We start from the raw sequence: 14,036 nt of genomic DNA, 5'->3' as shown, positions 1-14,036 counted from the left end.
GTCACTAAATTTTACGATGATTTTTATAACTTCTAAATTATCCTCCAAGCTATTTCTTAACCATAATCTTTTTTCTATTAAGACTTATAAGAGAAACTAATATCAAAAATCCTATGGCTATAAGGACTATAGCCCCTCCTGGCTTTACTCCCTTATAGAAACTTAGACTTATACCTGAGATCATAAATATGAGGGATAGGATTATGGAAAGGATATAGGATGACTTGTAGGATTTACTAAGGATTAAGGAAGTCGCAACCGGTATTACCATAAGGGAGGTTATCATCAAGGCACCTACCGTCTTTGCAGATATTGCCACTGTTATTGCAGTAATCAAGGTGAAGAAGGAATCCACAAGCTCGGTCCTTACTCCAGAAAGCCTACTCATCATTGGGTTTATGGAATTATATAGGAGGGCATTATAAAAATAAAGGGAAACTACAAGTACCACTACAAATATAATCCCAATAAGAATGAGGTCATCCGCCCCTACTGTAGTAATCGAACCGAACATGAAGGATTCAAAGCTCGTTCCCCCGGGGGTGAAGTCTGAAAGAACAGCCGCAAGACCAATTCCTGCACTCATCACTATAGCTGTCGCCATATCTCCATATTGGTCGAACCTTCTTCTAATAATCTCAATAGCAAAACTTGCGAGTATACATATTATTAAGGAAGTCCACAAGGGATTGACACCAAGGATTAAACCAATAGCCACACCAGAAAGGGAGGAATGACTTAGGGCATCCCCTATCATAGAGGTCCTTCTGTTTATCATTACCACACCAATCATGGGAATAATTATAGCAAGCATAGCTCCTGCAAGAAGGGCTCTTACCATAAAATCATACTTAAGCATTAATTAGCCTCCCTTCCTTAAGAACTACTGTCCTTGTTACAAATTCCTTAATAAGATCCATCTCATGGCTTATAATTAGGATACTTATCCCATGATCTTGATTTAAATGAAGCAAAAGTTTTAGGAAATCTTCCTTATGCCTTGCGTCAATTCCTACAGTTGGCTCATCTAAGATTAATATTTCTGGTGTCGAAACTAGGGCTCTTGCAATCATGACCCTTTGTTGCTGACCTCCAGAAAGATTATTGAAGGGTCTATCCATCAAGTCTTCAATAGACAGGGATTCGAAGACATCTTCTGTCTTCTTCCATACCTTCCTTGTAGCCATATTGAAGAAATTAAACTCCTTATAAAGGCCCAGACTTACATATTCCTTGCAAGTAACTGGAAAGGCAATCTTTGCCGAGTCATTTACCTGTGGAACGTAGCCGATCTTCTCGAATTCATCGAAGTCTTCTATAGGCTTACCCAAGATATTAATCTCTCCAGCATCCTTCTTCAAAGCCTTTAATATTAGCTTGATTAGAGTCGACTTTCCTGAGCCGTTCTCTCCGCTTATAGCAAGAAAGTCACCCTTATCGAGCTCTAGGTTGATATCATTTAGTATTAAATTTTCTTCATATCCAAACTTTAAGTTTTTAATTCCTAGTAATTTCATATACTTAATTATACCCCTAGGCTCTTTATTTTTATAGTCTTTGTAAAATCATTTTTCTCCTATGATAGAGAATCGTAGATTGCTTCTAGGTTTTCCTTAATCATTTCTTGGTAGGTCTTGTTTGAAGAAAGCTCTTCGTCAGTTGCAAACTCGAGTGTGTTGATTGGCTTAGCCTCAGCACCGATTTCATCTGCTAGGGTCTTTGCCTCCTTATCAGAGCCGCCCATCTCATAGAAGACTGTCTTAATTTTTTCAGCCTTGGCTAGGTCAGATACTTCCTTAAGAACCTTAGCATCAGCTTCTCCAGTAGATGTTAGTGAATTAAGTGGGATTTGCTCTAGGTCAAACTCACGAGCAAGGTAGCCAAAGGCTTGGTGAGGAACGATAAACTTCTTATTATCTACATTTTTAAACTTATCCTTGTATTCAGTAACTATATCATCAAGTTCTTTTGCAATTTTCTCGTAATTTGCCATGTAATAATCCTTGTTGGCAGGGTCTACTTCAGAAAGCTTATCAGCTATTACCTTAGCTTGTGCCTTACCATTGGCTGGATCTAGCCATGTGTGTGGGTCAAACTCACCGTGGTGGTGATGGTGTTCATGACCTTCCTCACCATCTTCATGGTCGTGATGGTGGTCGTTATCTTCATGATCATGGTCGTGATCTGCATCCTCGTGGTCATGGTCGTGATCTGCGTCTTCATGGTCATGATCGTGATCATCTTCACTTGCCTTTATAAGGTCGACTCCCTCACTTGTATTTACTATATCAATATCTACAGTGTTTTTTACGGCTTCTTCCCACTCTTCCATGCCAGCACCATTTACAAACATAAGTTTTGAAGTAGATAATTCTGCAATTTCCTTTGCAGAAGGCTCAAATCCATGACTTTCTGTCTTAAGATTTGTGAAAGATTTCACCTCAAACTTATCTCCTGCGATTTGCTTAGTAAGATTATAGATTGGGAAAAATGAAGCATAGATTACATTTTCTTCATTAGCTTTTTGAGAATCTTGATCCTCTTTACTTTCACTAGACTTAGCTTGGTCTTTGCTATCTTCCTTTACACTGATCTCTTCTTTTGTTTCATTAGAACCAGTCTTTGCATTTTCTTGAGCATTGTTTCCACAAGCAGCAAGAACTGCACTTAGGGCTAAAACTCCTATTATATTTTTAACTTTCATTTAAAACTCCTTTTCTTTTTGCAACTAGTTTGCAACAATGATTATATTATCATTTTTTTATCTGTCAAATAAAAGTATAATGAAAAAGAGGTGAGAATTTGAAAATAGAAGATATTCTTAAGGACAAGGGCCTAAGGATTACCAAGCAAAGAAAGTTAATACTAGAAACAATCTCTAAGGAAGAAAACCCCATTTCTGCCGAAGAGATTTACGAAATAATAAAAGATAAGATAAAACTTGACCTATCCACGATATATAGAAACCTAAATACCCTAGAAGAAGCTGAAATTTTACTAAAAACAACCAACGTCGACAGTATCAGCTACTATCAGCTTAATAATGATGAACACAAGCACTTCATAACCTGCACGTCTTGCAAAAAGAGGTTCGTCATAGAAAACTGCCCAGTCCACTTACTAGAAGAAAATATAGAAAAAGAAACAGGCTTTCTAATAAACGGTCACAACTTCGAGTTCACAGGAATTTGCCCTGACTGTCAGAAGAAAAATAAGAAAAAAGTCTATTAATCAGCTCTTTAAGTCATTTAATGGACTACTTTTTTTCCACAAAAAATCGGCAAGCTTTTGATAAGCTTTTGCCGATTCATTTTTATTTTTCAACTTTTCTAATATATTTTTCCTTATCAAAGGATCCTACTGAGTTTGCTACTATTATTGTTCCAGTGGCATCTCCTGAGATGTTTATGGCAGATCTTGCCATGTCTAGGATTCTGTCGATTCCCATGATCATTGCTATTCCCTCTACTGGAAGGCCTACTGATTGGAGGACCATGGATAGGGTGATCAGACCGACAGATGGGATTCCTGCTGTTCCTACTGATGCTATTGTCGCTGTAAGTATTACTGTAGCAAAGTCTGCTGCTGTTAGGTCGATGTTATAGGCGTTTGCAATAAATACTACCGCAACTCCCTGCATGATTGCAGTTCCGTCCATGTTGATGGTCGCTCCTAGGGGAATGGTAAAGGAAGATATTTTTCTATCTACTCCCATTTCTTCTAGGGTTTTGATATTTACTGGAACTGTAGCGTTACTTGATGCAGTAGAGAAGGCGAAGGTCATTACTGGAGCAAACTTCTTAAGGAAGTTTATTGGATTTACTCTTGTAAATACTGTAAGTAAGAGCATGTAGACAAGTATAAGTTGTACGAGAAGTCCACCTAGTACAGTCGCCATGTAGGATAGCATGGAGATTATTACATCATATCCAAGAGATGCGAAGGTCCTTGATATTAGGAAGAATACTCCAATTGGGGCAAGCTTCATTACCCACATGGTCATTCCCATCATAAGATCGTTCATCTCTGTCACGACATTTCCCAATGTGATTAGCCTATCTTCCATAGAAGCTATGAGTAGACCTACTATAACCGCAAATATAATTATTTGAATCATTTCTCCATTAGCTAGGGCTCCTATTGGGTTGGTTGGCACAAAGTTTAGGATAGTTTTTGATAGGGAGAATTCTTCTCCCCCCTCTACTTCAAACTCATTAGCTCCTAGACTCATATTCATCCCCTTACCTGGGTTAATTACTCTTGCAAGCATTAGGGATAAAAATATTGCAAGAGCTGTTGTACATATATAGAATAATACAATTCTTACTCCGACCTTACCTAGGGTTTCCGTATCTCCTAAGTTTCTACAGCCGTCCGCTATAGAGAAGAATACTAGTGGAACTACTAGCATTTGCATAAGTCTGATAAAGACTTGTCCTATGGTGTAAAATATTCCTTCTACTAGGACATCATCACGGAAATGGCCCGCTGGCATGAAGTAGTGGATTAGGATTCCAACTACAAGTCCTGCAATTAAGGCTATAAATATTTGTTGGGAGAGTCCTAGTTTCTTTTTCTTATTTTTTTCCATTCAGTCCCTCCTTGTCAATGTATTCGTGCAGAGCAGATTTCCAATCATTAAACCTGTATCCACCTGTTATATCTAGGTAGTAATTTCTAATTCCTCTAAAGCTTGGCACCATGTCAACTTTACTTTCATCGATTACTTCCTCGATTTCCGCCTCTAGTCCCATATAGTTCATTACTTCTTGGGCAAATTCCTTGTGAGAGCAATAGCCTTCGCATGAAGCATGGTAGGTGCCGAAATTACTTGTTTTAATTAATTCTATTAGGAACTTACTTAGCTCAAAGGCTGGTGTTGGTGATGAGAACCTGTCTTTTGGCATTATAATCTTGCCTGTTTTTGCTTGGTCTATTATATTTTCTACAAAGGCATTTTCCCTAGAATATAGTCTAGATACTCTGATTATAAAGTAGTAGTTTGAGAAGTTTCTTACGAATTCTTCTCCTAAAAACTTACTCTTACCATAGACTGTGTTAGGTCTTGGCGTATCTATTTCCTTGAAGGGATTGATTGTATTACCGTCGAAGACATCTCCTGTCGATAGTTGAACTATTTTAGTCTGGTGACGGTTGGCTGCTATAGCTATATTTTTGGCACCAATAGCATTTAAAAGATAAGCCTCGTCAGGATTTTTCTCACATTCATTCTTCTTGGATAGACCTGAGGCATTTACGATTATGGTTGGCCTAAGTCTTTCTATGAATGTAGAAACTTCCTTTTGATTTGTAATATCGACTTCATTTTTGTCTGTTGCAACTATTTCTGCATCGATTGGATCTAGGTATCTGTAGATGGTAGAGCCGAGTCTACCGTGAGATCCTGTTATCCAAATCTTATCTCTTACTCCAAGTTTCATAAGAACCTCTTTTCTATTTTTAATGTTTCTATTGTATTATTATATACTTTAATGAAAATTTAGCAATGTTTTACAGCTATTCACTAAGGCAGAGATTATAAGATAGTTTTACTTTATAAAGAAAAAAAGTTCGACGAATCGAACTAAAATGGCAGGCCTGGAGGGAATCGAACCCCCATCTTTGGCTTCGGACACCCTTGTTCTGCCACTAAACTACAGGCCCATTTGCGATAGTAATATTGGAAAATCCTATTGGATTTAAGAATCTCAATGGCAGGAAGGTATTTCCTAGCCCACTATCGACATATATTATACCATTTTTATAGTAAAATACTCCCGAATCATAATCTGGAAGAAAGCCCTCGCCAGGACTAATGAGAGCTCCAATTAGAGGAAGCCTTACTTGCCCACCATGGGTGTGACCTGAGAAGATAAAGTCAAAGTCCCTTGTCCCCTCTGCCCTAACATCCCTTGATAGATGGCTTAAGATAATATTAATAGAATCATTTTCGGGCTTATATTTTTCATAAAATCTAGCATAGTGGCCCAGACCGTAGAGATTTATTTTATTTTCCCCTACATAAAAAGATCTTTGATCATTAAATAAATATACAATACCAAGCTTTTTAAGCTTACTTGCAAAAACATCGAGATTGGGACCTGCTTCCTCATGGTTACCGCTTATATAGTAGCAGGGAAATCCTAGACTCATCAAGTGTCTTAAGAAAAATACTGATCTTTCTATCTTTCTTTCTGTCCCATAATCTATAATATCTCCTGTAAGGATAATAAAGTGAGGGTCGAAATCCTTAATCTTACTAAGAACTTCTCCTAGATTGGCAAGGACATTGGAATGAAAGTCCGATATCTGAGTGATTCTAATAGGCTCTTTGGCTTTTTTTGAGTAAAGGGTCACCCTCTTTTCCTTGGCATAGAAACACTGTCTATCAATGTAATAGCCTAGGCCAAGACCTGCTCCTAAAAGTCCTAGGCCTATTTTTTTCTTATTCATTTAGATCATCCAAGTACAAGCCACTTTCCATATCAGATGCTATCTTAAAACCTAGCCTTGGAGAAGTTGAAAGGCCTGTGATATTTGGTCCATCGACAGCAGTTGCCCTCTTAAATTGTGATGCTGAAAATCTCTTGAAATATGAAATAAGCCATTTCTTGATAACTTCATCTTCATAATCATCCCTAAAGGCAAGTCTTGCCAAGTCATATATTTCTTTTGGTCTTCTGTGGTATTTTAAATGATGGTAGATAAAAAAGTCGATTAGCTCGTAAGGGCCTATTATATCTTCTGTTTTTTGACTAATAGTGTCACGATCTTCACTCTTAAGCTCAGGAGAAATCGGTGTATCGATTATATCTTTAAGGACTTTGCCTAAGTCTTTATTATCAGTATTTGAAGCAATATGACCTACAATAAAACGTAGATGGGTCTTAGTCAAGGTCGCATTTAGGACGTAATTACTGATATGATCCCCGTTAAAGGTCGCAAAGCCCTGCATGCATTCAGATAAATCCCCAGTACCTATCACAATTCCCCCATACATATTGGCAAGGTCAAGGAGGACTTGGGTTCTCTCTCTCGCTTGGGCATTTTCGTAGGCTGTATCTTGATTTTCTAGGTCGTGGCCAATATCAGCTAGATGGACTTTTACAGCTTCAGATATATCAATCTCAGTAAGCTTAATTCCCAAAGCTTCACATAGGATATAGGCATTGGACTTAGTTCTCTTGCTTGTCGCAAAAGCAGGCATAGTATAAGCATGGATTTTCTCCTTGGATATGCCAGCCTTTTTGTAAGCATAATCTAGGAATATAAGGGCCATGGTAGAATCGAGGCCGCCTGATACTCCGATGAAGGTATCTTCTACACCGATTTTTCTCATTCTTGTAAGAAGAGCAGACGATGCGATTTCCAATACGTCCCTTACAAAGATATCTCTATCTTCCTTTTTTGGTAAATATGGAAACTTGTCTACCTTTATCTTTTCATCTGTAAAATTATTGAAAGAGCTTAGGCTATTTTCATCTACTTCGAAGGCCTTGGTGTAATAGACTCCCTCATTTTCCTTACAAGCGATAATCTCTCCATCATCTGCTATGAGGTTAAGCCCTTGAAAGACTGTATCCGTACTTGATTCTCCCCTGCCGGTCCCAGTTGATACGTAAACTGTGTTTTTGGAAAGAAATTTAATATCTCCTACAGTCCTATGAATAGACAAAGCTTGTTTTTCGTAGGCGTTTGGGTTTAGAATAATATCTACTCCCTTATCCTTAAAGAAAAGCGAAGCCGGACTATTTGCCTTCTCATCTTCTCCTATAGCTACCCCGATTTTAAGCCCTCCGACTTCTACTGGTGAGATGATATCCGCAGGAAAGTCGCAAGAACCTAGGGTAAAATAGTTTGGAGTTTCTGTAGAAAATATCATCTTCTCGTAATCTTTTAATTCTTCTTTGACAAAGCTTGTTATAATTTCTCCTTTTTTGATGAAAATTATAGTATTGTAGAGCTTTCCCCCACTTCTTAGAGGAGCTCCCAAGCTTACTAGCAAATCATAAGCCTTGGAGAAATCAAGGAGATCTAGTATTGCCTTTTCTACCCTTTTTATTAGGACCTCTTCGTTGTAGAAGTCATACAAAGAAGCTCCCGTAAGGCTAAGCTCTGGCAAGGAGATGATATTTACCCCTTCCTTTTCTGCATTTTTGACTATATTTTTAATTTTTTCTAAGTTTTTATCGACTTGACCTAATTCAAGGTCGAAGTTAGCCGCTAGTATTTTAATATTTTTCTTCATAATTACCTCTCCTTCTATTATATTTGATAAAGGTGTTTTAGTAAATTTTTTTATCTGATATAATTAAAGCGAGGTGAAATTTATGAAAATATATTTAGGATGTGACTTGTTTACTGAAGGTCAAAGACTTCAAGCAAAAAAGGTCCAAGACGCTTTAGAAAATGAATTTAAGGAAAAAATCGACCTATACAATCCAGCAGATAATCTAGAGATCAACGATAAGTCCGCTGGTTTTGCTAGTGGGGCAGATATTTTGTTGGCAGATTATAAGAGACTTAAAGAAAGCGACTTGCTTATAGCCCTTATGGATACCAAGGACTTGGGCCTTGCAGGAGAGATGGGCATAGCTTTCGAGAGAGGAATCCCAATCTTTGAGCTTTATACAGATATTAGACTTACTGGAAATGATAGGGATGACAAGCTAAGAGAAATCAAAAAAGACGTCTTCCAAAACGACTTTCTCTATATCAACAAGCTTATTACAGGCCTTGCCTATGTAGATAAGGATGGAAATGAGTTTGATAAGCCAAGAATCTACAAGACTTCTGATGATTTAATAGAAGCCTTGATAGAGTTTATAGGTAAAAATATTGAAAAGTAAAATTAATCTTCATTAGAAATATCATTATATTGATTGAGGGAATACACATAAAAAAGAGGCCCGAAGGCTCCCTAGACTATAGATAAAATCACAATTACCCTTATTTCGACCGAACGGAGTGAGCGGAGAAATCTAATGAGATCTCTCCATGCGTTCGTTTCACTCACACTAAAATCTAATAGTAAATATGACCTAACCATTAGTTTTAGGGTTAAATGTGCCAATTAAGGCACATTTAACTAGTCGAGATAAGGGTAACTTAACTATAAAATAAATTAAATTAAAGCTACTTTGTCTACTCTCTGAGAGGCCTTGCGGCCTCCTTTATTTTCTTATGCGTTTTTAATTTCTTCTATTAGGGCTGGTACTACTTTGTGGAAGTCTCCTACTATACCGTAGTCACAGTTATCGAAGAATGCTGCGCTTTCGTCGTTGTTGATTACAACTATTGTTCCAGCTTCAGGAATTCCTCTTAAGTGTTGCATTGCTCCTGAGATACCTACACCGATATATAGTTTACCAGCAAATTTCTTACCTGATAGACCGATAAATCTATTTGTAGGAACATATCCTCTAACTTGGGAAGCTGGTCTTGATGATGAAAGTACTGAGCCTGTTTCCTTGGCAAGTTCTTTTATCATTTCAAGGTTTTGTTCTTCACCAATTCCCATACCAGCAGCTACTACTGAGTCTGCTTCTTCGATAGGTCCTTCTAGGTCCACGTCTTTCTTATCGAATGTGAATCCTTCTTTCTTTAGGGCTTCTACTAATTTCTTAGCAGCTTCTTTTTCATCTCCCTTGAAGATTTCTAGCTTTCTATCTCCTACTTGTGATTGTTTTTTCTTAGGAGCTTCTTTCTTCTTGTCTTTTTTAGCAGGTCTTGGAAGGATATAGCCTGAGATTACTAGTCTCATTATTTCGTTTGTTCCTTCGTAGATTTGTGTAATCTTAGAGTCTCTGTAGTATCTTTCTACATCTACTCCCTTGATAAATCCAGATCCACCATAAAGTTGTAGGGCCTTGCTTGTAAGTTTCTCTGCCATATCTGATGCGTATAGTTTAGCCATTGCAGCATCCTTACCATAAGGAACGTGGGCGTCTTTCTTCTTAGCTGCATCGTAGATTAATAGTCTAGCTGCCTTAAGCTCTGTTGCCATATCTGCTAGGGTAAAGGCATTGTGTTGCATTCTTGCGATTGCTTCTCCGAATTGTTCACGAGCAAGTCCGTATTCTTTGGCAGACTCATATGCTCCTTGAGCTATACCTAAGGCTTGGGAAGCTATACCAATTCTACCACCGTCTAGGATCATCATAGCGTATTTGAAGCCCTTACCTTCTTCACCTAGGAGGTTTTCTTTTGGAACCTTAACATCCTTAAAGTGAAGCTCTGCAGTAATTGATGATCTGATACCTAGCTTGTCATAAGGTTCAGAGAAGGTAAATCCTTCGAAGTCCTTGTCTACGATAAACATTGATATACCGTGGTTACCCTTGCCAGGTGTTGTAACTGCTGTTACTAGATAAGTTTGTGCTTCTGGAGCGTTAGTAATGAAAATCTTCTTACCATTTAACACATAGTGATCTCCCTTTAGAACAGCTGTAGTTTCTGTTCCAGCAGAGTCAGATCCTGCGTTTTCTTCTGTAAGTCCGAATCCACCTATGGACTTACCTGTTAGAAGAGGTCTTAGATATTTTTCCTTTTGCTCTCCTGTACCAAATTCGTTAAGTCCCCAAGTACCTAGAGATGTATGGGCTGAGCAAATTACTCCTACACCACCATCTACTCTAGATAGCTCCTCTACAGCTATAGCGTAGTGTTGGTTAGTAAGTCCTGCTCCACCGTATTCTTCTGGAAATGGTATACCCATTAGTCCCATCTCTCCCATTTCCTTTACGATTTCTTTTGGAAATTCTTTAGTTTGGTCTAAGTGAAAAGCAATTGGTCTAATCTTTTCTTCAGCAAAATCTCTTACTACTTTTCTAAATTCTTCTAAATCTTTTGGTAAATTGTATCCCATTATATCTCCTTTTAAATTCATAATAAATTACATAAGTGTTCGTCCTACCATCCATAAAACCTTAGATTAGGCATCATAAAACTATATTTCATCTTTCGTAAGATCCGTTAGATAGTTTCATAGTAGATAAGACGTGTCATCCTAAAACTCATGTAATTGTTTTCATAATATATATACCCAAATAAATTATTTCTAACATACTTTCTTGTTAAATTATAAAATATTATTTTTTTTGGATTATTGCTGATAACAATAATCATTTATATATAATTTATTTTTCTTAAATATCCGGTATAATTTAATTAACAATAAATTATCAAAGGAGTTAGAATGCATAATATTATTGAAGTACTAGACAATATCTATTGGGTTGGAGTTAACGATAGAAGAATTGACAGATTCGAAAATATGTTTGAACTAACAAACGGCGTTTGCTACAACTCATATGTTATAAAAGATGAGAAAAATGTTTTGATGGACTCTGTCGATGCTGCCTTCACTAGAAGATATATAGATAATATCAAGGCAAGTCTTGATGGAGAAGACCTTGACTATATAGTAATCGAACACATGGAGCCAGACCACTGCAGAAACATCGATTTTTGTATGAGAGAGTGGCCAAATGCTAAGCTTGTTGGAAATGCAAAGACATTTAAACTTTATGAACAATTCTACAATGATGAGTTCAAGGACAGATACTACGAAGTCAAAGATGGAGATGAGTTAAATCTTGGTAAGAGAAATCTAAAATTTGTCTTCACCCCTATGGTTCACTGGCCAGAAGTTATGATGACTTACGAAACAACAGAAGGCCTCCTCTTCTCAGCAGATGCCTTTGGTTCCTTTAACGTAATCGAAGGAAATATCGATGCAGCTAAGGTAATCCACAAGGGTGATTGGCTAGAACAAGCTAGAAGATACTATATCAATATAGTAGGTAAGTTTGGCAAGATGGTTCAAAATGCCTTCAAGAAAATCGACGGACTTCCAATAAATACTATCCTTCCTCTTCACGGACCAGTATATAAGGATGAAGAATCAATCAACTTCATCATGGACAAATACAACCACTGGTCAACCTTCACAGCAGAAGAAGACGGAGTAGTTATTGTTTATGCATCAATGTATGGAGATACTGAAGAAGCAGCCGACATCCTTGCAGTCAAACTTGCAGAACTCGGCGTAGAAAATATCAAGATTTATGACGTTGCTGACTGGGATGTTTCTTATCCAATTAGCGACTGCCACAGATTCTCTCACTCAGTATTTGCACCAATCAACTACAACTCAGGACTTTACTACAAGATGGATGCCTTCCTAAGAGAGCTTGTCGGAACAGGCTTTACAAACAAGTCTGTATCCTTCCTAAACAACTGGTCTTGGGGCGGTAGAAGTCTAGAGATTTCTAAGGAAATCCTATCTAGTGCAAAACTTGACTATGTAGGAGAAGATGTAAAAATCAACTCTGGTGTCAAAATGGAACAGGTTGATCAAATCGAAGAACTTGCTAAAGCTATCAAGGCTGATATGGATAGCAAGAATAAATAAATAAGTAATTAATTAATTAAATTAACCAGACCTTTTTATAGGCCTGGTTTTTTCGTCCAAAAATTTTATTAAGATAAATATCTCATATTAGAGGTATTCTAAGAAAAATTTGTTTCCTTTGCATACGACTAGTGGGCTTATATTATCTCATATTATTGTAATTAAAGCACTTTTTTAACAAAGTTTAATTTCCCATCTTCATAAGGAGGGTATTTTATATTTGGCTTCATACTTGATGGAGTTTCCATTATGCTTTTTTTGTTGGAGAAATTCACAAAGCTATTGTAACCGTGATATCCTCCCATACCGCTTTCTCCTACTCCACCAAATTCTAGATAAGGGCTTGCAATCTCAATTATACAATCATTGACACAGCCATTACCGAACTCCATATTATACATAATCTTTTCTATAAGTCTCTCATCTTCTGAGAAAAGATAGAAGGCAAGTGGTTTTGGCATGGTCTTAATCTTGTAAAGGATTGGGTTTATATCATCATAGGTCAAAATTGGAATAATCGGACCGAATATTTCATCTTCCATAAGCTTGCTATCAAAGTCTATTCCATCTACAATTGTAGGCATAAGCTTGAGATTTTCCCTATCGTAGGTGCCTCCTGCTATTATATCTTCTCCTTCGAGAAGTCCTAGGAGCCTGTCGAGATGGTCTTCATTGATGATTCTTCCGTAATCCTTGGATGTTAGAGGATCTAGGCCGTAAAAGTCTATCATAGCCTCTTTTAATTTTCCTATGAACTCTTCTTTAACAGCTAAATCAACTAGGATATAATCTGGTGCTACACAAGTCTGTCCAGCATTTAGAGTCTTACCCCACATGATGGACCTAGCTGCATTATCGAGATCTGCTGTTCTATCTACAATACAAGGGCTTTTTCCACCGAGTTCTAACGTAACTTTTGTGAGGTTTTCGCTGGCCTTTTTCATAATATGCTTTCCGACACTTTTACCTCCAGTGTAGAAGATGTGGTCGTATTTTCCTTCGAGTAATTCTTTATGGCTTACCTCATCATTATCTACAACATATATAAATTCTTCCTCGAAGTAATCATTTAGCATAGATCTGATAAGTTTAGAAGTCTCCTTGGTCTTAGAAGATGTCTTAAGAATTACGGTATTTCCTGAAGCAATAGCTCCTATTAGAGGATCGATTGCCAGAAGGAAAGGATAATTCCATGGAGCTATGATGAGAGTTACTCCCAAAGGCTCATATAGGCTATAAGACTTCCCAGGCATGGCAGTAAGGGGAGTCTTTTCTCTAACTGGTTTCATCCAATCACTGAGATTATCTAGGGCGAAATTTATCTCTTCCTTGGCAAAGGATATTTCACTTACATAGGCTTCGAAATTCGCCTTTCCCAAATCTAGATCTAGGGCATGGAGGATATTTTCTTCGCATAAATCTATTAAATCTCTTAGTCTTTCAAGTTTTTTCCTTCTGAAGTCTTCTGTCTTAGTGAGGCCTCCATAGAAATATTCTCTTTGTCTATCAATAATTCTGTTTAAATCAGTCATTTAATTCTCCTTATATTAAGTCTAATCCTTATCCTATTTATACCCATAATTTCTTTTACAAATAAAAACTAGCAGAAATAAATCCGCTA

Annotated in this window: 12 protein-coding genes; 3 read left to right on the top strand and 9 right to left on the bottom strand. The window is 37.3% G+C overall.

Annotation, left to right across the window (positions count from 1 at the left end; genetic code table 11):
- Window positions 1-49 precede the first annotated feature (49 nt).
- The 3 genes from C7D97_RS10255 to C7D97_RS10245 are packed head-to-tail and all read right to left on the bottom strand — an operon-like array spanning window position 50 to window position 2,704.
- On the bottom strand, window positions 50-859 hold the full coding sequence (locus C7D97_RS10255) for a metal ABC transporter permease (RefSeq protein WP_105301983.1): 810 nt from the start codon (window positions 857-859) through the stop codon (window positions 50-52).
- Window positions 852-1,517 carry a metal ABC transporter ATP-binding protein gene (locus C7D97_RS10250; protein ID WP_105301982.1) on the bottom strand — a complete coding sequence of 222 codons (666 nt, stop codon included), beginning with the start codon at window positions 1,515-1,517 and terminating at the stop codon, window positions 852-854. The genes C7D97_RS10255 and C7D97_RS10250 overlap by 8 nt, the downstream gene beginning before the upstream one ends.
- Window positions 1,518-1,576: 59 nt before the next feature.
- Window positions 1,577-2,704, bottom strand: coding sequence for a metal ABC transporter solute-binding protein, Zn/Mn family (locus C7D97_RS10245; RefSeq protein ID WP_105301981.1), 1,128 nt, complete (start codon window positions 2,702-2,704; stop codon window positions 1,577-1,579).
- A 98-nt stretch (window positions 2,705-2,802) separates the two neighbouring features.
- On the opposite strand from C7D97_RS10245, the gene C7D97_RS10240 reads away from it, so the two are divergent.
- Window positions 2,803-3,231, top strand: a complete 429-nt coding sequence (locus C7D97_RS10240) for a Fur family transcriptional regulator (protein ID WP_105301980.1) — start codon at window positions 2,803-2,805, stop codon at window positions 3,229-3,231.
- A gap of 82 nt (window positions 3,232-3,313) precedes the next feature.
- Here C7D97_RS10240 and C7D97_RS10235 read toward each other — a convergent pair whose 3' ends face one another.
- From C7D97_RS10235 to nadE, 4 genes are all read right to left on the bottom strand, one after another.
- Window positions 3,314-4,591, bottom strand: coding sequence for a dicarboxylate/amino acid:cation symporter (locus C7D97_RS10235; protein WP_105301979.1), 1,278 nt, complete (start codon window positions 4,589-4,591; stop codon window positions 3,314-3,316).
- Window positions 4,578-5,441, bottom strand: coding sequence for an SDR family oxidoreductase (locus tag C7D97_RS10230; RefSeq protein ID WP_105301978.1), 864 nt, complete (start codon window positions 5,439-5,441; stop codon window positions 4,578-4,580). Before C7D97_RS10230 ends, C7D97_RS10235 begins: the two co-directional genes overlap by 14 nt.
- Before the next feature lie 208 nt (window positions 5,442-5,649).
- Entirely contained in the window at window positions 5,650-6,453 is an 804-nt protein-coding gene (locus C7D97_RS10220; RefSeq protein WP_105301977.1) for a metallophosphoesterase, read from the bottom strand.
- Window positions 6,446-8,248 carry an NAD(+) synthase gene (gene nadE / locus C7D97_RS10215; protein ID WP_105301976.1) on the bottom strand — a complete coding sequence of 601 codons (1,803 nt, stop codon included), beginning with the start codon at window positions 8,246-8,248 and terminating at the stop codon, window positions 6,446-6,448. The genes C7D97_RS10220 and nadE overlap by 8 nt, the downstream gene beginning before the upstream one ends.
- An 82-nt stretch (window positions 8,249-8,330) precedes the next feature.
- Here nadE and C7D97_RS10210 point away from each other — a divergent pair, with 82 nt between their 5' ends.
- Entirely contained in the window at window positions 8,331-8,849 is a 519-nt protein-coding gene (locus C7D97_RS10210; protein WP_105301975.1) for a nucleoside 2-deoxyribosyltransferase, read from the top strand.
- Window positions 8,850-9,181: 332 nt separating this feature from the next.
- Here C7D97_RS10210 and C7D97_RS10205 read toward each other — a convergent pair whose 3' ends face one another.
- On the bottom strand, window positions 9,182-10,867 hold the full coding sequence (locus C7D97_RS10205; protein ID WP_105301974.1) for an acyl-CoA dehydrogenase family protein: 1,686 nt from the start codon (window positions 10,865-10,867) through the stop codon (window positions 9,182-9,184).
- 330 nt (window positions 10,868-11,197) lie between these two features.
- On the opposite strand from C7D97_RS10205, the gene C7D97_RS10200 reads away from it, so the two are divergent.
- Window positions 11,198-12,415: an FprA family A-type flavoprotein gene (locus tag C7D97_RS10200; protein ID WP_105301973.1), complete on the top strand. Its 1,218-nt coding sequence runs from the start codon at window positions 11,198-11,200 to the stop codon at window positions 12,413-12,415.
- 161 nt (window positions 12,416-12,576) lie between these two features.
- Here C7D97_RS10200 and C7D97_RS10195 read toward each other — a convergent pair whose 3' ends face one another.
- Window positions 12,577-13,947 (bottom strand): aldehyde dehydrogenase family protein, encoded by a 1,371-nt coding sequence (locus tag C7D97_RS10195; protein WP_105301972.1) that lies wholly within the window; start codon window positions 13,945-13,947, stop codon window positions 12,577-12,579.
- Between the last annotated feature and the right edge of the window lie 89 nt (window positions 13,948-14,036).

It is taken from the genome of Anaerococcus marasmi, assembly GCF_900290195.1.
Classification (GTDB): Bacteria; Bacillota; Clostridia; order Tissierellales; family Peptoniphilaceae; genus Anaerococcus; species Anaerococcus marasmi.
The sequence above is the reverse complement of the archived record's forward strand: the minus strand, read 5'-3'. Positions and strand labels throughout refer to the sequence as shown.